This window comes from Burkholderia sp. R-40, from assembly GCF_049942845.1.
Lineage (GTDB): Bacteria > Pseudomonadota > Gammaproteobacteria > Burkholderiales > Burkholderiaceae > Burkholderia > Burkholderia ambifaria.
Genome location: NZ_CP187968.1, coordinates 1,794,793 through 1,814,424, shown reverse-complemented (window position 1 = coordinate 1,814,424; position 19,632 = coordinate 1,794,793). Strand labels below are relative to the sequence as shown.

Here is a 19,632-nt window from a genome sequence, read left to right as displayed (position 1 = left end):
GTTCATCGGAGAGTGTGTATGTTCGTGCGGGCCGGCGGCATCAGTCGAACTCGTGCTGCCGCGCATCGGCTTCGAGCGGCGCATCGTGGTAGCCGACGGTCGCGATCTCGTGCAGGTAGCGCGCGAGAAACGCGCCGATCGACCCCGCTTCCTCGTACTGATGCACATGACGGAACTCATGCGTGAGCAGGCGCCGCGTGTCGTGGCCGCGCAGCACGAACACCGCATGGCCGAGCGTGAGGCCGATCGTCCCCGGCCACAGCAGTCCGGTGTCGCGCGCGATCGCGGCCAGCGCCGGCGTATCGGGAAACGGCAGCTCGTCGCCGACCACGATGCGGATCCGCTCCGGTTGCGCGACGCCCACGGTACGTGCGTCGTCGGCCTGCGCGGGCGTGAGCGGCACGCCCTGCGCGAGCCCGTGCGCCGCCTGCGCGTCGGCCCACGCGACGGCGTCGGGCAGCGCGGACGGCAGGATGTCGGCGAGATCGATCATCGTGGAGGCTCCTCGGGTCGCGACAGGGCAATCGGGCACCAGTTTATCTCTGAATCAGGGCGGTCCGCGACACACACGGCTCGCCGCGCGGCAGCGACGCCTCGGGAATACCCGCCCCATCTGGCCCTATCGCCTGTACCATTTCTCGCTGATTATTTCGTTTCGAGACACACTCCACACTTCAATGTCTCAAAAATTTCCCGAAGGTGCACCTTTTCCGGCTTCGGCGGAATATATTGGTCAGAAGAACGGCCGCGGCGGCAACCGGCGGAACGGCCCGCGGCGGCATCCCGAAGAGGAACGCTAGTGATCAGGATAATTCTGGCTGACGATCACGCAGTCATGCGGGACGGACTGCGTCACATCCTGGAAACGGCCGGCGGTTTCGAAATCGTCGGCGAGGCAAGCGACGGCACGGCCGCGCTCGCGCTGGCCGAGCGTGGCGACGCCGACGTGCTGCTGCTCGACCTGTCGATGCCCGGGCCGACCGGCATCGAGCTGATCCGGCTCGTCAAGACGCGCGCGCCGGCGCTGCGCATGCTGGTGCTGACGATGCATGCGGAGGCGCAGTACGCCGCGCGCGCGTTCAAGGCCGGCGCGACCGGTTACTTGACGAAGGACAGCGCGACTGCCGAGCTGGTCCAGGCCGTCACCAAGGTCGCGGCGGGCGGCGTCTACGTGAGCCCACAGGCGGCCGAAAGCCTCGCGCGCACGCTGCGCGCGCCGGTCGAAATGCTGCCGCACGAACGCTTGTCCGCGCGCGAACTCGACGTGATGCGCCGCATCGTCGCGGGCCAAACGGTCACGCGGATCGCGTCGGAACTCACGCTGAGCGCGAAGACGGTCAGCACCTACAAGACGCGCATCCTCGAGAAAATGGAACTGCCGCACGAAGCCGCGCTGGTGCGCTACGCGGTGCGCCACGATCTCGACCTCGGCGTCGACGACGCATGATGCCCGCATTCCGCTTGCGCGCCGCGGCCACCGACGACGACGACGCGCCGGATCCATCGCAGCTGTTCATGTCGTCGCTGCCGCCGGGCCGGCGGGAGCGGCGGCTCGCAATCGCGATGGTGATCGTGTCGGCCGTGATCTTCGTCGCCCTGGCGCCGTTCGCGGGCCTGCCGCTTGCTCGCGTGTGGGGCTTCATTCCCGTGTACCAGTCGGCGATCGTCGTCAACGACATGGTGACGGCCGGCCTGCTGCTCGGCCAGTTCGCGATCCTGCGCGAGAAATCGCTGCTCGCGCTCGCCGCCGGCTACCTGTTCACGGGGTTCATGGCCGGCACGCACATGCTGACCTTTCCGGGGCTGTTCACGCCGACCGGCCTGCTCGGCGCGCGCGAGCAGACCACCGCGTGGCTTTATCTGTTCTGGCACGGCGGCTTTCCGCTGGCGGTCGCCGCGTACGTGCTGCTGCGCGCGACGCCGCGCGCCCGCCCGCCGTCGCTCGAGCGGCGCCGCGCGACGCTTCCGGTGCTGCTCTGCATCGTCCTGACGGCCGCCGCGACCGGCGCGCTCGCGCTGCTCGCGACCGCCGGCCACGACCTGCTGCCGCGCATCATGCAGGGCAACCGGATGGCCGCGACGATGACGATCGCGATCACGATCGTCTGGGCGTTGAACCTGGCCGCGCTCGTGCTGATGTGGCGGCAGCGGCGGCGCCATTCCGTGCTCGACCTGTGGGTGATGATCGTGCTCGTCGCGTGGCTGTTCGACATCGCGTTGTCGTCGATGCTGAACCACGGGCGCTTCGATCTCGGCTTCTACGCGGGGCGCACCTATGGCCTCATCGCGTCGGGCGTCGTGCTGTTCGCGCTGCTGTTCGAGAACGGCCGGCTGCATGCGCAGACGGTGCGTGCGCTTGCCGGCGCGCGCTATCAGCACCTGCTCGTCGTGCAGAAGAGCGCGCAGCTCAACGACGCGAACGAGCGGCTCGAGCAGCGCGTCGCGGCCCGCACCGCGCAGTTGAGCGCGTCGAACCGCGACTTGCGGCGCGAAGTCGAGGAGCGTGTGCGCGCGGAGCGGGCGCTGCAGGCGTCACGCGAGGAGCTGCGCGAGATCGCGGCGATCAGCGCGAGCGCACGCGAGGCCGAGCAGCGCCGCATCGCGCGCGAACTGCACGACGAACTCGCGCAGACGCTCGCGACGCTGAAGAACGATCTCGAATGGCTGCTCGATCACGTGCCGCAGGACGATGCGCCGCTGGCGCGCAAGATCGCGGCGATGCATGCGCTCGCGCGCGGCGCGGTGACGGCCACGCGGCGCATTGCATCCGACTTGCGCCCGCTGATGCTCGACGACCTCGGGTTCGCGGCCGCGATGCAATGGCTCGTGGAGGATTTCCGGCACCGTCACGGCATGGCGTGTGCGCTGCACGTCGAGCCGGGCGAGCTGCAGCTCGACGAACCGTATGCGACGGCCGTGTTCCGCATCGCGCAGGAAGCGCTCGCGAACGTCGCACGGCACGCGGCCGCGTCGAGCGCGACCGTGGAACTCGTGTACCGGGACGAAACCATCGCGCTGACGATTCGCGACGACGGTGCGGGCTTCGATCCCGGTGCGCGGCGCAAATCGGGATCGTTCGGGCTGGTCGGCCTGCGCGAGCGCGCGTATCTCGTCGGCGGCACGCTACGGATCGACACGACGCTGGGCGTTGGGACGACGGTGGAAGTGGATATTCCGGTGGCGTCCGCGCATGTGGCGATCGCGCATGATGGACGGGGGACGTCGCGCTGACGCCGACCGGCAATGCTCGTAACGGGTACGACCGTGCGCGTCGATCGACGCCAATCGTTTAACCCGTTATCTTCGCTGCACGCGCGGCTTTCAGCATCGTCCCAAGTTCGACCTGGACTTCTGCGGCGTCGACGTATTCACCGGTGCGCCGCGCCTCCTCAGCCGACAACACGCCGCGCGCGACAAACTCGCGCTGCGAGCGCCGGCGTGCGATCGCGGCGCGCAGCGTCGATTCGACGAACGCAGACAGCGTCTCGTTTTCCGCCAACACGGTTTGCGCTTCCTCGAGTAATGTCTGATCGACTCGAAGCGCGCACATCGCCGCAGTCTTCATTGCTATCTCCGTGCATTCAAACGCATGCACGGTAGCACATCACACCCGCACCACCACCATCCCCCGCTCCGAGCGCGTCCACGCGACCAGCGCGCCGATCCCGAGCAGCGCGAGACAGACGATCGGCACGATCATCGGCCCGAACGCGGTGCCCGTCACCTTGCCGGCGAACGGCATCAGGTTCTGGCTGAAGAAGCCGCCCAGGTTGCCGATCGAGTTGATCGCCGCGACACTCGCCGCCGCGCGCGCGCCGGTGAAGTAGCGCGGCGGCATCGACCAGAAGCACGGATACAGCAGCGGGATGCACGCGCCGCCGAGCACGAGCGCGATGAAGCGCAGCGGCGTCGACGGCAGCACGAGACTCAGCAGAAAGCCGAGCGCGCCGAGCGCCGCGACGATCGCGATCGTGCGCAGGATGCTCTTCGCGCGGCGCAGCTTCGACGGCAGCCACACCAGCAGCACCACCGCGAGCGCCCACGGCAGCATGCTCAGGAAACCGTTCATGCTGCTCGACACGCCGAACGATTTCACGAGCGTCGGCAGCCAGTACGTGACGCCGTACAGCGACGTCGACATCAGCATGTAAGTCGCCGCGAACAGCATCACGCGCGGATCGAGCAGCGCCTTCCACGGCTGGCCGTGCTCGGCCTGCGCCGGCTTCTCGCGCTCGAGCGCTGCCGCGACGATCTGCTTCTCGCGATCGTCGAGGAACGACGCCTCGCGGAACGAAGCCGGCAACACGCGGAACACGACGATCGCGACGATCACGGCCGGGATGCCCGTCGCCACGAACACCCATTGCCAGCCCGCGAGGCCCCACACGCCGTTCAGGCTCAGCAGCACGCCGCCGACCAGCGACCCAAGCATGTTCGCGAGCGCGCTGCCGAGCGTAAAGATGCCGAGCACCTTCGCGCGGTAGCTCTGCGGAAACCACAGCGTCAGGTAGTAGATCACGCCCGGGTAGAAGCCGGCCTCGGCGATGCCGAGCAGGAAGCGCAGCGAGCAGAACGCCGGCATCGACGTCGTGAAGCCCATCAGCACGGTGATGAGGCCCCACGTCAGCATGATCCGCGCGAGCCACACGCGCGCGCCGTAGCGATGCAGCGCGAGCGTGCTCGGCACCTCGAACAGCAGGTAGCCGATGAAGAACAGCGACGACGCGAGCCCGAACGCGGCTTCCGTCATCCCGAGGCTGTGCACCATCTGCAGCTTCGCGAAGCCGACGTTCTGCCGGTCGATGAACGCGATCAGGAACATCACGACGAGGATGGGCAGCAGGCGCCGCGCGATCTTCGACATGACGCGCTGCTCGTCGGCGGACGCGGGGTCCAGGGTTTCGGTGGCATTCATTAAGGGCTCCTCCATGAATCGGTTGCTTGTCGGTTGAATCGGCGCCGCGCGCGACGAACGCGCGGGCGCGGTGCAGGTCGATGAAATCGTGGGCCGGCGGCGCTCAGCGTGGCTGGTAGTCGTCGAGCATCGGCGCGAACATCTCGTGCCACGCGCGCGGTTTTGCCTTGATCGTGCCGGCGAGGTACAGGAACTCGACGTAGTCCATCAGCTGGTTCGGCCATACCGAGAACCGCGTGTCCGGCGCGGCGAGCATCCGTATCACGTCGTCGTGCGACACGCCGACACCCGACGACGCCGCATACAGCGCGGCCGCCGCGCGCGGATCCTGCACGATCAGGCGGTTCGCTTCGTCGAGCGCGCCGAGAAACGCCGCGGCCAGCGCAGGCTCCGCATCGACGAGCCGCTTCGGCGCGAACACGACGTCGAGCGTCATCGGGCCGAGCACGTCGACCGAATTCACCACGCGATGAATGCCCGGCTGCCGCAATTCGAGCGTCGAGAATGGCGGCGACGTGAAGTGCGCCGTCACGCCGTTCTCGCGGCGGATCAGCGCCTGCATCGCCTGCGGATGCGGCAGGTTCACGGTGATTGAATCGAGCTGCGCGAAATGCTTCGCACCCAGCTGCCGGCTCGCGACCATCTGCAGCACGACCGCCGACAGCGACGTGCGGATGCCCGGCACCGCGATCCGGTCGGACGGCGTGAAGTCGCGCAGTGACGCGAGGCCCGGACGGTTCGCATTGAGCGACAGCGAGGTTGTCGACAAGCCGCTGATGCCGATCACCTCGACATTCGGAATCCCGCGCGCCCGCGCCCACAGCTCGATGAAGCCCGGCGCGCCGGCGCCCGCGAAGTCGAGCGTGCCGGCCATCATCGCGTCGTTGACGGAATTGCCGCCGTCGAGCAACACCCAGTCGAGCGCAAGGTCGCGCAGGCCGCGGCGCGCCGCATGCCGCTCGAACAGGCGCTGCTTCTCCATCACGAGCAGCGGCAGGTACAGCACGCCGTAGCCTTTCGAGATTCGCACCGTGCGCGGCTTCGCGCGCACCAGCGACGGCGCGGCGAACGCGCCGAGGCCGGCGGCGAGCAACGCGCGGCGGCGCGACGACGTGGTCATGCGCAGGCCTGCGTGCGGCGCACGGCAAGCGGCCACGCGGCAATCGGCGTCACACCTCGCCGAGTATTGCGCCTCGCCTTCATCGTGCCCGTGACATGCTGCATGTTGCCGTCTCCTCTGGTATTAATGCCGTCATCGCCTGTTCCGGCTGTACACAGGTTATCGAGCGAGTCTGAGAAAATGCTGACATCCCGGCCCCGGGAAAACCCCTAACCTTCTACCTGCAAACGGCACCATGCGCATTCTCGTCGTGGAGGACGATGCCGAAATCGGCGCGGCGATCCGCAGCCGTCTGACGCGGCTCGGCCATGCCGTCGATCTCGAAACCGACGGCTCGACCGCGAACAGCCTGCTGCGCGTCGAGCGCTTCGACCTCGTCGTGCTCGATGCGAACCTGCCCGGTCTCGACGGCTTCACGGTGCTGCGCAACCTGCGCGCGTCGGGCAGCACGACGCCGGTGCTGCTCGTCACCGCGCGCTCGGCAATCGACGACCGCGTGAGCGGCCTCGGCTTCGGCGCCGACGACTATCTCGTGAAGCCGTTCGACTATCGCGAGCTCGAAGCGCGCGTGCAGGCGCTGCTGCGCCGCAACAGCGGCCATGCGAACGACGTGCTGACGCTCGGCGGCCTCGTGATCGACCGCAGCAGCCGCCTCGCGGAACTCGACGGTCAGCCGCTGTCGCTGTCGCGCCAGGAGTTCGCGTTGCTCGAGATTCTCGCGAGCCGTCCGCAGCGGATCTTCTCGAAGGACGAGCTGCTGAACCAGCTGTTCAGCTTCGGCAACGAGCCGAGCGCGAACGCGGTCGAGCAATACGTGACGCGCGTGCGCAGGAAGCTGCAGGGCAGCTCGGTCGAGATCCGCACCGCGCGCGGGATGGGGTATCAGATTGCCGCGCATTGACTGGTTCCCGAAGACGCTGTTCGGTCGCACGCTGCTGTTCATCGCGCTCGTCGTCGCGACCGGCGCGCTCGCCCTCGCGGTGATCGCGCGCTACTACGCGGGCGTCGCGGCCGAACGCGCATACGACCAGTTGCTTGCGGGCGCATCGATCCAGGTCGCGGAGAACCTCTACGTGCAAGGCGGCGTGCTCGCGCTGAATCCGCCGGTCGCCGCGCTGTCGACGCTGTCGCGCTACGACCTCGTCTACTACAAGGTCGTCGATTCGCGCGGCGTCGTCGTGGCCGGCTACAACGATCTCGCGAGCTCCGCGACGCTCGCCGCCGCGAAGCAGGGCCCCGCGTTCGCGAACGCCGTCTATCAGGGGCACCAGATCCGCACCGCGACGATCGCGCGCTACATGCCCGAGGAAAGCACGCCGGGATGGGCGCTCGTGACGGTTGCGCAAACAACCAACGCGCGGCAGCAGTTGACGAACGACATGAGCATCAAGGTGTGGACGTTGATCCTGCTGATGAGCGTGCTCGCGATCGGCGCGAGCGGCCTCGCGATCCGGCGCGGGCTGCGCCCGCTCGCGCAGATCGGCACGATCATCGCCGCACGCGACCCGGCCGATTTGCGGCCGGTGGCCGTCGATACGCCGAGCGAGATCGACGCGATCATCGGATCGATCAACGGGCTGATGCACCGCCTGGCCGAGCGGATCAACGCGATGCAGCGCTTCATCGCCGACGCCGCGCACCAGATGCGCACGCCGCTCGCGCGGCTCGACGCGCAGATCGAACTGCTCGACGGCGAGGCCGATCCCGCGCGTCATGCGGCGCGGCTCGATGCGCTGCGTGCGACCAGCGCGGATGTCGGGCGGCTCACCGGGCAGTTGCTCAATCATGCGATGGTGATCCATCGTACCGAGGCCGTGCCGCTGCAACCCGTCGAACTTGTCGCGCTCGCGAAGGACGTGCTCGGCCGCACGATTCCGCTCGCGGACGAGCGAGACGTGGCCGTCGCGTTCGCGAGCGATGCGCCGCGTGCGTGGATCGACGGCGATGCAATCAGTCTGCAGGAAGCATTGTCAAACGTGCTGCACAACGCGCTGCTGCATGGGCATGCGGACGATATCGTCGTGTCGGTCGCCACCGCGGGCAACAGCGACGATGCGGTGACGCTGACCGTCACCGACAACGGGCGCGGGATCCCGCGCGAGCATTGGGACGCAGCGCTGCAGCCGTTCGTGCGGATCGCGCCGGACGGCACCGAACGGCGTACAGGGTCGGGCCTGGGGCTCGCGATCGTGCAGGAAGTGATGAAGGCGCACGGCGGGCGCGTGGGGTTCGCGTTTCCCGAGGCGGGCGGATTTGCGGTGGTGTTGACGTTTCCGCGGGCGGCGAGGGCTGAAGCAGAAAAAGCATGAACAGGCGAACCTGCGCCGGCTCATGCGCGGCAGGCGATCAATCGTCGCTGTCGTCGTCGAAGCGATTGCGCTCGGCGTGCCGCGCGACCAGCCGGTCCAGCTCGTCATACTGACGATCGCAGAAAAGACGACACAACGTGTCGACGTCCGCGCGCGAGTCGACGTCGATCGTGTCGACGTGCTGCTCCAGCTTCCCCTTGCCGATCCCGAACAGCCCCTTCTTCCTCCGCATGGCAACGGCATTCAGCTGGAAGCCGTCCGAAAGCGCGTCCGTCAACGCAGTCACCCACAGCTCGCGCTGATCGTCGGCATGCTGCAGCACGAGCGCCGGTAGCGGGCCGTCCTGCGTCTCGTTCCATTCGACGTGCTGCGCCACCCAAGGGAACGCGTCGAACGCATGAACGAACGACGCATAGTCGGTCGCGCCCTGCTGATCGAGCTGATTGAAGTCGTAGCCGACTTTCTGGATGGAATAGGTCAACATGGCGCGGCCACCCCGTGGTGTTCGAAATCAGGAGAGCGTCAATCTACCGTGAATTTCGGTATCGGTGACGATTTTTCCGGGCGGCTCATGAGCGCACATTCGCCGTCGCCGCGCGGTGTTCTTCGAGGTAAGCGCCGGCCAGCCTGACGAGCTCGCGCTTCAGTTTCGGATCCGCCAGCAACCCGCGCCGGGCCGCGTTGTGCACGACGCCTTCGAGCGCGGACGACAGCACCTGTGCGGTCAACGTATCGGCCTTGACCGGCGCACGCCCGCGACACGCGGCAACGATCAGCGCATACCTGCACAGATATTCCTTCTGAAACGCGTCATACGCTTCTTTCGCACCGCCCGGATCGGGAAGATCGAGCAGCGCCCGGTGCAGCGCAGGGTAATCGCGATGCGCGGCGATCAGGTCGCCGATCAGGCCTTCGAGCCGACGCCCAGTGCTCGCCCGACGATCATGCGCGCGCTGCAGCACGGCAAGCACGTCGTCGAAATGGCGACGCCGGATCGCATCGACCAACGCGAGCTTGTTCGGGAAATACTGATACACGGAGCCGATGCTCACACCGGCGACCTGCGCGACCTCGTTGGTCGTGAATCCGGCCCACCCTTGCTTGTCCAGAACGCGAGCCCCGGCCGTGACGATCACGTCCACCGTCGCACGCGAACGGGCCTGGCGTGGGGCTTTGCGCATCACGGCGGCTGCACTGGAAACGCGAGTGGACATGCGGGCTCCCACTGAAAATAATGGTGGCGAAACTCACATATTAGGTGAACCCGACGAGGAAACGATCATGAGCGCGAACGCACTCCTGTCCCGCATGCTGCGCTACCAGGCATGGGCCAATGACGAAATGCTGAAAGCGCTGTCGGGGCTCGACGCGGTACGGCATGCGCAGGCGCGTCATCTCGCGCTGCGGCTGATGAACCATTGCCTCGTGGTGAACCGGATATTCGCCGCGCACCTGAGCGGCGAACGTCACGGCTTCGTGTCCGACAACACGCCTGACACGCCTGAGCCGGAAGCGCTGCGCGCGGCATTCGCCACGCTCGATCGCTGGTATCTCGACTATGTGGAGGCCGCCACACCCGACATGCTGTCGGAATCGATTCCCTTTGTGTTTACCGATGGCGACAACGGATACATGACGCGCGAAGAGATGCTGACCCATGTCGTCACGCACGGCGGCTATCATCGCGGCGAAGCGGGCAGACTGATGATTCAGGCGGCCGCGCTCTCGGCACAGGATATCGAGCTCCCTTGGGATACCTACGCCGTTCACTTGCATCGGACAGAGCCCGAGCGCCGGCTGCAACGCAAGATCGGCGGTGCGAACTCGGCGAATGCCGGGCGATGAAACGCGCTACGCCGCCTACACCGCCTACACCGTCTACGCCGCCACCGCCTCCCCACCGAGATACGCATCGCGCACGCGCTCATCGTCGAGCAGCGTTTTCGCGGGCCCTTCGAGCACGACGCGCCCCGTCTGCAGCACGTACCCGTAATGCGCGATTTCCAGCGCGAGGCTCGCGTTCTGCTCGACCATGAACACGGTCACGCCCTGCCGGTTGATCGCGTCGATCAGTTCCAGCACCTTGTCGACGTAGAGCGGCGACAGCCCCATCGTCGGCTCGTCCATGCAGATCAGTTTCGGCCGCGCCATCAGCGCACGCGCCATCGCGAGCATCTGCTGCTCGCCGCCCGACAGCGTGCCCGCGCGCTGCGCGAGCCGTTCGCGCACACGCGGGAACAGGTCGAGCACACGCTCGTAGTCGTCGGCCACCGCAGCACGATCGCCGCGCGTGTACGCGCCCATCAGCAGGTTCTCGCGCACGCTCATGTCGCCGAACAGCCGCCGCGCCTCCGGCACGGCCGCGATCCCGCGCCGCACGCGCTGCGGCGTCGCGAGCGCGGTCACGTCGTCGCCGTCGAAGCGCACGACGCCGCGGCGCGGCCGCATCAGCCCGAGAATCAGCTTCATCGTCGTCGACTTGCCGCTTGCGTTGCCGCCGAGCAGGCTGACGATCTGCCCGCGGCCGACCTCGAAGTTCACGTCGAAGTGTACCTGCACCGGCCCGTAGAACGTGTCGAGGTGTTCGAGTTTCAGCAGCGCGTCGGTCATGGTCGTATCGGGTTCCGAAGAAAGTGCGCTCATGCGGCCGCCTGCGTAGTGCGGTCCGCCGGCGCGTCGCCCGCATGGCGGCGGCCGAGGTACGCCTCGATCACGCGCGGGTCGTGCCGCACGTCGCGCGGCGCGCCTTCGGCGATCTTCACGCCGTTGTCGAGCACCATCACGCGATCGGACACGCGCATCACGAGTTCGAGCTTGTGCTCGATCAGCAGGATCGTCAGCCCGCGCGCCTTCAGCGACTGGATCAATTGCAGCATCTCGGACGTCTCCGTCTCGTTCATCCCGGCCGTCGGCTCGTCGAGCAGCAGCAGGCGCGGATGGAGCGCGAGCGCACGGCCGATCTCCACGCGCCGCCGGTTCGCATACGACAGGCTGTGCGCCGGATGATCGATGCGCGGCGTCAGCCGCTCGCCGAACCCGGCGACGATCGCGCGCGCCTCTTCGCGCAGCGCGGCTTCCTCGCGCCGCACCGACGCGGGCCGCACGAGCGCACGCCACACCTCGGCCGCCGCGCCGAGCGCGGGCCAGCCCGGCCGCGCCGCGCGCAGCCGCGCATGCGCGCCGATCAGCACGTTGTCGAGCACGCTCAGGTTGCCGAACACGCGGCCGTGCTGGAACGTGCGCGCGATGCCGAGCGCCGCGAGCCGTTCGGGCGCCGTGCCCGTGATGTCGCGGCCGTCGAACGTCACGCGGCCGGCGTCGGGCCGGTCGGCGCCCGCGATCAGGTTGAACAGCGTCGACTTGCCCGCGCCGTTGGGGCCGATCACGCTCAGCAGCTCGCCGTCGGCGAGCGTCAGGCTCGCGCCGTCGAGCGCGGTCACGCCGTCGAAGCGGCGCGTCAGGCCCTGCACGTCGAGCAGGGGTCGGGTCGTGGTCATCGCGTATCTCCTCACACCGTGCCGAGCAGGCCTTGCGGCCGGAACCGGACAAGCAGCAGCAGCACGAGGCCGTAGATCAGCATCCGGTATTCGGCCGCCCAACGAAACAGCTCGGGCAGGCCGATCAGCGCAATCGCGCCGGCGATGCCGCCGAGCACGTTGCCGAGGCCGCCCAGGATCACCATCGTCAGCGCGAGGATCGACACCTGCGAATCGAAGGTCTGGTGATTGATGTAGCTGTACAGGTGCGCGGCGATCCCGCCGCTCACGCCGGCCGCGACGCCGCCGACCGCGAACGCGATCGCCTTGTAGCGGTTCGGCGCGATGCCGTGCGCACGGGCGGCGACATCATCCTCGCGCACCGCGCGCAGCGTGCGGCCGAGATGCGAACGCAGCAGCCGCACCTGCACGAGCGCGAACACGATGAGCACCGCGAACGTGAACCAGTACGCGGCACGCGCGGTCGTCGCCCACGGCAGCGGCGCGATGCCGGTGATGCCGAGCGGGCCACGCGTGAGGCCGTCCCAGTTCAGGATCACGAGGCTCACCACTTCGCCGATGCCGAGCGTCGCGATCGACACGTAATGCCCGCGCAGCCGGAACGCCGGATAGACGAGCAACGTGCCGAGCACGGCGGTGATGACGCCCGCGCACAGGATCGTCACGGCCGGCGACCAGCCGAGATCCGACGACAGCAGCGCCGACGCATACGCGCCGATCACGAGCAGCGCCGCGTGGCCGAGCGAGATCTGCCCGACCGTGCCCGCGACGAGCGTGAGGCTCAGCGCGAGCAGCCCGTACAGCCACGCGTTGGTCAGCGTCTGCAGCACGTAAGGCGATGCACCGAGCCACGGCAGCACGGCCGCCGCCGCGATCAGCGCGACGAGCACCGGGCGCGGCGCGCGCACGGCCTTCGCGGCCGCGAGGAAGGTCCCCGTCATCGGCTCGGGCGGCAGCGCGCGGTTCGCGCTGAACAGCCCGTTCGGCCGCCATACGAGGAATACGATCAGCAGCCCGAACGCGAACAGGTCGCGATAGCTGGTGCCGAACAGCGCGACGCCATAGCTTTCGACGAGGCCGAGCAGCAGGCTCCCGGCAATCGCGCCCGGCACGTTGCCGAGCCCGCCGATCAGCAGCGCGACCACGCCCTTCAGCGTCGCCTGGAAGCCCATCGCCGGATCGATGCTGTTGTAGTACATGCCGACCAGCAGCCCGCTCACGCCGCCGAGCGCGCATGCGATCGCGAACACGGTCTGGTTCACGCGATCGACGTCGACACCCATCTGCAGCGCCGCGTCGCGATCCTGCGCGGTCGCGCGCACGGCCCAGCCGAGCCGCGTGAATCGCAGGAAGCCGTACAGCAGCGCGGCCGCCGCGATGCCGATGCCCGCGATCAGCAGGTCGAGCGAGCCGAGCGTTGCGCCGGCAATTCGCAGATGCCAGTCGGGCAGCGGCGTCGGCACCGCGCGCGGGTCCGCGCCGAATGCGAGCTGCGCGAGCTGGTCGAGGATGAAACTGATGCCGATCGTCGCGAGCAGCGGCGCGATGCGTGCCGCGTGCCGCAGCGGCCGCAGCCCGATCCGTTCGATCGCGACGCCGAGCGCGCCGCAACCGATGACCACCGCGGCAAGCGCGACCGGCAGCGGCAGCCCGAAGCGCGTCAGGCACAGCCAGCCGATGAACGCGCCGACCATGTAGACCGAGCCGTGCGCGAAGTTGATCAGGTGCGACACGCCGAAGATCAGCGCGAGCCCGACCGCGAGCAGCGCGTAGATGTTGCCGACGATGAGGCCGTTGAGCGTGTAGTCGAGCCAGGAAGCCATCACGATGCGTCCGTTACGTGCATGCTGTTCAGGGCTGGGGTCAACGCGCGGCGAGCTGCGGCTTCGCGCCATCCCATAGCGCCCACTGCCCCTGCTTCACGACCAGATACACGGTGCGTGCGCCCGCGACGCGGCGCGTCTGCGGATCGAAGCGCACCTTGCCGAAGATCACGCTCGGCACGTCGCTGATTTTCGCGAAGCCGTCGTGCGCGGCCTGGCGTGTCGTGCCGTAGCGGCGCAGCACCTCGGCCGACAGGATCAGCGCGTCGTACGCACGCGCGACGAACGAATCGGGATCGGCATGGAATTTCGCGCGATAGCGCTGCACGAACGCCTGCACCTCGGGGCGCGGTTCCGCCGGGAAGAAGTTCGATTCCGTATAGACGCCATCGACGGCCGCGCCGCCCAGCTCGAGGAATTTCGGCGAATACACGGAGCCAACCGCCGCGATCGGCAGCGTGACGCCCGACGTGCGCGCCTGCCGCACGATCTGCGCGCCGTCCGCGTAGTACGAGATCAGCACGATCGAATCGGGCTTCGATTCACCGATCCGCACGAGCGTCGAACGGAAATCCTTCTCCGTCGGCTGGTAGCCTTCGGCCGCGACGACCTGCGCGCCGAGCCCGGCCACCGCCCTCGCGAAGATGTCCTTGCTGGTGCGGCCCCAGTCGGTGTTCAGGTACAGCACCGCGATCCGCTTGAAGCCGAGTTCCTTCACCGCGTAGCGGGCAAGCAGCGGCTGCTCCTCGGCCTGGCTCAGCGCGGTGCTCCACAGATAGTCGCCGCCCTTCGTGAAGTCCGGATGCGAGTTCGTGAAGCCGAACTGGGTCAGCTGCCCGCGCTGGTAGATCGGCGACGCGGCCATCGACGTCGCGCTGGAGAAATCGCCCAGCTCGATCGCGATGCGCGGATCGGCGACGAACTTCTGCGCGATCGCGACGGCCTGACGCGGGTCGCTGCGGCTGTCCTGGAAGTCGACTGCGAGCGGCCGGCCGTGAATGCCGCCGCTGCCGTTGATCTCGTCGAGCGCGAGATCGAAGCCGCGCTTCCATTGCTCGCCGTACTGCGCGTCCTGGCCCGTGAGCGGCCCGCTCACGCCGATCACCACCGGCTCGCCCGACACACCGGCCGCGAGCGCACCGCCCGTCGACAAGCCCCATGCGGCAGCGAGCGCCGCCACCGTGCCCAGCACGCGCCGCCATGCGCCGCGTGCGTCGTTCCCCGAAACGTTCATGCGTCCCCCAGCTTCAGTCAGTCGAAAAGAGTGAGGGCATGTAACCATCCGGTTCAGGACGATCCAACGAAGTTTTGCGCATATCGATATCATGCGCGGCGCGAAGCGCGTGATGCTCGCGAACGGCCATCCGCACACCGCGTGTCGCACGATGCATCGGCATGCATCGCATCGCGTTGATTCGATTGGCGTTTCGTTCACGTCACCGGTCGCTACCGATGCTCGCGCGCGCACCACCGGCCATCGCGACGATCGGGCGCTTCGAAGTTTTTGCGCTGTCGATAGCAAGAATCATTATATGAATCACGCATGCTCGCGCTCCTACAATGCGCAAATCGCATCATCGGAACGCGTCATGGAGCTGCATCAACTCGAAGCCTTTTCCGCAGTCATGTCGGCCGGCAGCGTAACCGGCGCGGGCGAACTGCTCGGCCGCTCGCAGCCGGCCGTCACGCGGCAGATCCAGGAACTCGAAGCCGATCTCGGCTACGCGCTGTTCGACCGGCACGGCCCGCGCGTTACGCCGACGCGGCGCGCCTTCCTGCTTTACGAGGAAGTCGAACGCTCGCTGGTCGGCCTGCGTGCGATCGAGGCACGCGCACGGGCGCTCGGCGATGAAACCGCCGAACCCGTCCGCATCGCGGCGACACCTTCGCTCGCGGCCACGCTCGTACCGGCCGCGCTCGCCGCGCTGCCTGACCACGCGCACGCGCCGCACTACCAGTTGCGCAGCGAATCGGCCGAACATGTCGTCCATGAGGTGCTGGCCGGCACGGCCGATGTCGGCGTCGTCACGCTGCCGATGGCGCACGCCGGACTCGACGTGCACTGGATCGCGCAGACGCCGTGCGTCGCCGTGCTGCCCGCCGGCGACCCGCTCGCGGCGCAGCCACGCATCGCGCTGCGCGATCTCGCGCAACGCCGCATCGTGACGGTCGCGAACCGGCACCGGCTGCGCCAGCGGATCGATGCGGCATTCGCGGCCGCGCGGGTCGACGCGCGCGTGTTCATCGAAACCAATGCATCGCTGAATGCGGTCATGGCCGCGCGCGCGGGCATCGGGATCGGCATCGTCGATCCGGCGACGGGTATCGCGCTGCCGGTGGACGGCGTCGTCGCGCGAGCCCTCGACGTCGACATCCCGTTCGCGTTCGGCGTCGCGACACCGGCCGGCAAGACGCGCACGGCGGCCGTCGATGCGCTGCTCGATGCGCTGCGCCGCACGACGCGCGCGCTGCTCGACGACGTGATCTTTCATGAAGCGGCCGCGCACGACGCGCTGTTGCGTGGCGATCGGCTGGGCAGCGGCCGCACGCCGCCCGCGCCTCGCCCGCCCCGCCCCCGCCGTTCGCGCAAGGAGGCCGCATGACGACTTCGCTCGACGCACTCGAAGCCCGGCTCGCGCAAGACCTGCGCTGGCTCGACCTGCCCGCGCCGTCGTGGGTGCCGCCGCGAGAGGCAGACGGCACACGCGTGCTCGACGTCGCGATCGTCGGCGGCGGCATGGCCGGGCTCGCGGCTTCCGCCGAACTGCGCCTGCTCGGCATCGACAACCAGTGCGTGATCGACCGCGCGCCGGCCGGCTACGAAGGCCCGTGGGTCACGTTCGCGCGGATGGACACGCTGCGCTCGCCGAAACAGCTCGCGGGCCCCGCGCTCGGGCTGCCTGCGCTGACGTTCCGCGCATGGTTCGAAGCGCAATACGGCCGCGACGCGTGGGACGCGCTCTACAAGATTCCGCGCACGCAATGGATGGACTACCTGCGCTGGTATCGGCGCGTGCTCGACCTGCAGGTGCGCAACGACACCACGCTCGTCGCGCTGCGTCCGCGCGACGACGGCCTGCTCGCACTCGATGTGCGCAGCAACGGCGAAGCGCAGACGCTGCTCGCGCGGCACGTGGTACTCGCAACCGGCCGCGACGGGCTCGGCGGCCCGTACGTGCCGCCCGTCGCGCAGCGCGCGCCGCGCACGCGCTGGGCCCATTCGTCCGAGCCGATCGATTTCGCGGCGCTCGCGGGCAAGCGCATCGGCGTGGTCGGCGCGGGCGCGTCCGCGTTCGACAATGCGGGCACCGCGCTCGAAGCCGGCGCCGCACGCGTCGACCTGTTCTTCCGCCGCGCGGACATTCCGCGCATCAACAAGCTGACGGGCATCGGCAGCCCGGGCCTCGTGCACGGCTACGCCGATCTCGACGACGCGACGAAATGGCGCTTCATGCATTACGCGCTGACGTCGCAGACGCCGCCGCCGCGCGACAGCGTGCTGCGCGTGTCGCGTCACGGGCATGCGCATTTCCATGCGGGCAACCCGATCGAGACGCTTGCCGAACACGCGGACGGACTCGACGTGACGACGCCGCGCGGGCGCTACACCGTCGACTTCCTGATCTTCGCGACCGGCTTTCATTCGGACTGGACGACCCGCGCGGAATTCGCGTCGTTCGGCGCGCAGGTGCGGCGCTGGAAGGATCGCTATCGACCGGAGGCGGGCGCGTGGCTCGACGAGCTCGCCGAGTCGCCCGATCTCGGCCCCGCGTTCGCGTTCCAGGAGCGCGAGCCCGGCGCGTGCGCGGCCATCACGCGGATCCACTGCTTCAACCATGCGGGGAGCCTGAGCCACGGCAAGCTGTCCGGCGATATCCCGGCCATCAGCGCGGGCGCCGAGCGGCTCGCGCGCGGCATTGCGAGCCGGCTGTTCGACGCCGATCGCGATCGCCACTACGACGCGCTCGTCGCGTACGCGAACGCAGAACTGCAAGGCGACGAATGGCGCGACGCCGATGCGTGAGCGCGCGTCCATCGATCACATTGACGACGAAGGGAATCTGAAACGATGACTGAATCCATCACGCCGGCCGGCGCGCCGGACACGATCGATGCGGTAGCCGGCCTGCGCGACGGCGATGCGGTCGCCGCGCTGCGCCGCGCGCGCGAAAAGGTGCTGCTTCATACTCGGCTAAGCGAGGCTGCGCTGTTCGATCCCGCGCTGCCCGATCTTTCGCTGACCGAACGATTGCACGTGGCACGGTATGTCGCACAAAAATCGAATGCACTGGCATTGGCCGAGACTTATCGCGCACGACTGGTCGAGGCAGGCGGCACGCTCGACGATATCGCACACGCGGACGCCGATGCGTTCGACGCACTGCCTCGACGAACCGGCGCGATCCTTGCGCATGCGCGCCTGCTGACGCTTTCCCCTGTCGATGCACGCCCGTCCGATCTCGATGCGCTGAAGTCCGCCGGACTCACGACACCCGCAATCGTCGCGCTGTCGCAGCTCGTTGCGTTCGTCGCGTATCAGCTGCGCGTCGCCGTTGCCGCGCAAGCGCTTCAGGCACGTGCCGCCAAGGAGGCCGCATGACGACGACCGCCCACGGCTTCACGTCCGACACGCTCGGCTGGCGTGCCTGGCTCGACACCGTCGCGCTCGACGCCGCAACACCCGATCAGCTTGCCGTGCTCGAAGCGAGCCACCCGCACGCGAAGACGTCCGACTATTACCTGCTGCTCGTCCATCTTCCCGAGATCCTGCGGCAACGCTCGGGTGTATTCAACGCGATCATGTACGGCCCCGGCGGACTGTCGCGCGCGGAGCGCGAACTGGCCAGCACGGCCGTGTCGCGCGTGAACGGCTGCGTGTATTGCGCATCCGTGCATGCGCAGCGCTTCACGCAGCTCGCGAAACGCACCGACGCGATCGAGCAGGTGTTCGACGATCCGGCGACGGCCGGCACGACGGCGCGCGAACGCGCGATCGTCCGCTATGCGATCGCGCTGACGGAACGGCCCGATACGGTCGACGCGAGCGATATCGCCGAGCTGGAAGCCGAAGGGCTGACGCATGAGGACATTCTCGACCTGTCGCACGCGGTCGCGATCTTCGCGTGGGCGAACCGGTTGATGTTGACGCTGGGCGAGCCAGTGTTTCCGGAGCCGGCGGCCCACGCCTGAAGCCTGGGCAACCCGAACCTGTACGCAGGCTGACGCGGGTGCCACCCGCCCGCGTCACGCCTTGTGCGTCGACAGCAGAATACTCGTCTCGGTATTCGCGATCCCGTCGATCAATCGAATCGCGCCAAGCACGCGATCGAAATGCTCGAGCGAATCGGCATGCAGCTCGGCGACGAGATCCCAGCGCCCGTTGGTACTGTGGATCGATGCGACGTTCGGATGCCCGCGCAGCACCTTCACCACTTCCGCGCCGCGATTGCCCTGCACCGCGATCGACATCAGCGCGCGGATCCGGTGCCGCTCGGCCGCCGGCTTGAGCCGCACCGTATAGCCGACGATCACGCCGTTCTTCTCCAGCCGCGTCAGCCGGTTCTGCACGGTCGCGCGCGCGACGCGCAACTCCTTCGCGAGCGCGACGACAGGCAGCCGCGCGTTGTCGCGCAGCAGCGCGATGAGCTGCCGGTCGACGTCGTCGAGCGTAATCATGAACGGGCCTTCCTGTTGAACGTGACGAACGCGAGCCGGCCGCCAGCGCCCCGGAGAGCGCACATTCCGACCCACATGAATCGAACAAATTGCCGAATCGGCATAGCAATTTGTCAAGTCTATCGAGAAATCTGCCACTTTTGCCGTCTTTTTGTTGGCTCGACTCCCGGAAATAATGACTTCATCGACCGGCAGCCCACGCTGCCACGCCGCATTTGATGGAGCCGGGGCCCGGGCTGACGCGCCCGCCCCGGTCGACCAGAACGCCGGACACCGATACCGGCAACACAAT

Annotated in this window: 20 protein-coding genes; 9 read left to right on the top strand and 11 right to left on the bottom strand. The window is 68.2% G+C overall.

Annotated elements, in window-relative coordinates:
* Positions 1-40 precede the first annotated feature (40 nt).
* Positions 41-493: a hypothetical protein gene (locus tag ACP26O_RS24545; RefSeq protein WP_175655292.1), complete on the bottom strand. Its 453-nt coding sequence runs from the start codon at positions 491-493 to the stop codon at positions 41-43.
* 306 nt (positions 494-799) lie between these two features.
* On the opposite strand from ACP26O_RS24545, the gene ACP26O_RS24540 reads away from it, so the two are divergent.
* Together ACP26O_RS24540 and ACP26O_RS24535 are read left to right on the top strand one after the other, a co-directional pair.
* Positions 800-1,447, top strand: a complete 648-nt coding sequence (locus tag ACP26O_RS24540; protein ID WP_165752503.1) for a response regulator — start codon at positions 800-802, stop codon at positions 1,445-1,447.
* Positions 1,444-3,231, top strand: coding sequence for a sensor histidine kinase (locus ACP26O_RS24535; protein ID WP_175666137.1), 1,788 nt, complete (start codon positions 1,444-1,446; stop codon positions 3,229-3,231). The genes ACP26O_RS24540 and ACP26O_RS24535 overlap by 4 nt, the downstream gene beginning before the upstream one ends.
* Positions 3,232-3,289: 58 nt before the next feature.
* Here ACP26O_RS24535 and ACP26O_RS24530 read toward each other — a convergent pair whose 3' ends face one another.
* The 3 genes from ACP26O_RS24530 to ACP26O_RS24520 form a co-directional block, all read right to left on the bottom strand.
* Complete coding sequence (locus ACP26O_RS24530) at positions 3,290-3,565, bottom strand: YlcI/YnfO family protein (RefSeq protein ID WP_011660247.1); 276 nt, start codon at positions 3,563-3,565, stop codon at positions 3,290-3,292.
* 39 nt (positions 3,566-3,604) lie between these two features.
* A complete protein-coding gene (locus tag ACP26O_RS24525; protein WP_175666136.1) occupies positions 3,605-4,915 on the bottom strand; it encodes an MFS transporter in 1,311 nt (436 codons plus the stop codon).
* Positions 4,916-5,018: 103 nt separating this feature from the next.
* Positions 5,019-6,035: an ABC transporter substrate-binding protein gene (locus ACP26O_RS24520; RefSeq protein ID WP_175666135.1), complete on the bottom strand. Its 1,017-nt coding sequence runs from the start codon at positions 6,033-6,035 to the stop codon at positions 5,019-5,021.
* A 235-nt stretch (positions 6,036-6,270) separates the two neighbouring features.
* Between ACP26O_RS24520 and ACP26O_RS24515 the strand changes: the two genes are divergently transcribed.
* Together ACP26O_RS24515 and ACP26O_RS24510 are read left to right on the top strand one after the other, a co-directional pair.
* A complete protein-coding gene (locus ACP26O_RS24515; protein ID WP_011660244.1) occupies positions 6,271-6,936 on the top strand; it encodes a response regulator transcription factor in 666 nt (221 codons plus the stop codon).
* Complete coding sequence (locus ACP26O_RS24510) at positions 6,923-8,344, top strand: sensor histidine kinase (protein ID WP_175666134.1); 1,422 nt, start codon at positions 6,923-6,925, stop codon at positions 8,342-8,344. Before ACP26O_RS24515 ends, ACP26O_RS24510 begins: the two co-directional genes overlap by 14 nt.
* A gap of 37 nt (positions 8,345-8,381) precedes the next feature.
* Here the strand turns inward: ACP26O_RS24510 and ACP26O_RS24505 are convergent, their stop codons facing one another.
* Together ACP26O_RS24505 and ACP26O_RS24500 are read right to left on the bottom strand one after the other, a co-directional pair.
* Positions 8,382-8,828 (bottom strand): hypothetical protein, encoded by a 447-nt coding sequence (locus ACP26O_RS24505; protein WP_175666133.1) that lies wholly within the window; start codon positions 8,826-8,828, stop codon positions 8,382-8,384.
* Positions 8,829-8,913: 85 nt separating this feature from the next.
* A complete protein-coding gene (locus ACP26O_RS24500; RefSeq protein ID WP_175662325.1) occupies positions 8,914-9,558 on the bottom strand; it encodes a TetR/AcrR family transcriptional regulator in 645 nt (214 codons plus the stop codon).
* On the opposite strand from ACP26O_RS24500, the gene ACP26O_RS24495 reads away from it, so the two are divergent.
* Positions 9,470-10,189, top strand: coding sequence for a DinB family protein (locus ACP26O_RS24495; protein WP_244103693.1), 720 nt, complete (start codon positions 9,470-9,472; stop codon positions 10,187-10,189). The two genes, ACP26O_RS24500 and ACP26O_RS24495, sit on opposite strands and share 89 nt — an antisense overlap.
* Positions 10,190-10,222: 33 nt before the next feature.
* Here ACP26O_RS24495 and ACP26O_RS24490 read toward each other — a convergent pair whose 3' ends face one another.
* The 4 genes from ACP26O_RS24490 to ACP26O_RS24475 are packed head-to-tail and all read right to left on the bottom strand — an operon-like array spanning position 10,223 to position 14,898.
* Positions 10,223-10,987 (bottom strand): ABC transporter ATP-binding protein, encoded by a 765-nt coding sequence (locus ACP26O_RS24490; protein WP_175662327.1) that lies wholly within the window; start codon positions 10,985-10,987, stop codon positions 10,223-10,225.
* The gene (locus ACP26O_RS24485; protein WP_175666132.1) at positions 10,984-11,841 is read right to left on the bottom strand and encodes an ABC transporter ATP-binding protein; all 858 of its coding nucleotides are present in this window, start codon (positions 11,839-11,841) and stop codon (positions 10,984-10,986) included. Before ACP26O_RS24485 ends, ACP26O_RS24490 begins: the two co-directional genes overlap by 4 nt.
* Before the next feature lie 11 nt (positions 11,842-11,852).
* The gene (locus ACP26O_RS24480; RefSeq protein ID WP_175666179.1) at positions 11,853-13,664 is read right to left on the bottom strand and encodes an ABC transporter permease; all 1,812 of its coding nucleotides are present in this window, start codon (positions 13,662-13,664) and stop codon (positions 11,853-11,855) included.
* Positions 13,665-13,704: 40 nt separating this feature from the next.
* Positions 13,705-14,898 (bottom strand): ABC transporter substrate-binding protein, encoded by a 1,194-nt coding sequence (locus ACP26O_RS24475; protein WP_175666131.1) that lies wholly within the window; start codon positions 14,896-14,898, stop codon positions 13,705-13,707.
* 355 nt (positions 14,899-15,253) lie between these two features.
* Here ACP26O_RS24475 and ACP26O_RS24470 point away from each other — a divergent pair, with 355 nt between their 5' ends.
* From ACP26O_RS24470 to ACP26O_RS24455, 4 genes are read left to right on the top strand one after another with little or no spacing between them, the layout of a single operon-like run.
* On the top strand, positions 15,254-16,267 hold the full coding sequence (locus ACP26O_RS24470; protein WP_175666130.1) for a LysR family transcriptional regulator: 1,014 nt from the start codon (positions 15,254-15,256) through the stop codon (positions 16,265-16,267).
* Entirely contained in the window at positions 16,264-17,688 is a 1,425-nt protein-coding gene (locus ACP26O_RS24465) for an NAD(P)-binding domain-containing protein (protein WP_175666129.1), read from the top strand. Before ACP26O_RS24470 ends, ACP26O_RS24465 begins: the two co-directional genes overlap by 4 nt.
* Positions 17,689-17,733: 45 nt before the next feature.
* Positions 17,734-18,264 carry a CMD domain-containing protein gene (locus ACP26O_RS24460; RefSeq protein ID WP_166725693.1) on the top strand — a complete coding sequence of 177 codons (531 nt, stop codon included), beginning with the start codon at positions 17,734-17,736 and terminating at the stop codon, positions 18,262-18,264.
* Entirely contained in the window at positions 18,261-18,854 is a 594-nt protein-coding gene (locus ACP26O_RS24455) for a peroxidase-related enzyme (protein WP_011660232.1), read from the top strand. The genes ACP26O_RS24460 and ACP26O_RS24455 overlap by 4 nt, the downstream gene beginning before the upstream one ends.
* 54 nt (positions 18,855-18,908) lie before the next feature.
* Here ACP26O_RS24455 and ACP26O_RS24450 read toward each other — a convergent pair whose 3' ends face one another.
* Complete coding sequence (locus ACP26O_RS24450) at positions 18,909-19,340, bottom strand: Lrp/AsnC family transcriptional regulator (RefSeq protein ID WP_006479718.1); 432 nt, start codon at positions 19,338-19,340, stop codon at positions 18,909-18,911.
* Positions 19,341-19,632 lie beyond the last annotated feature (292 nt).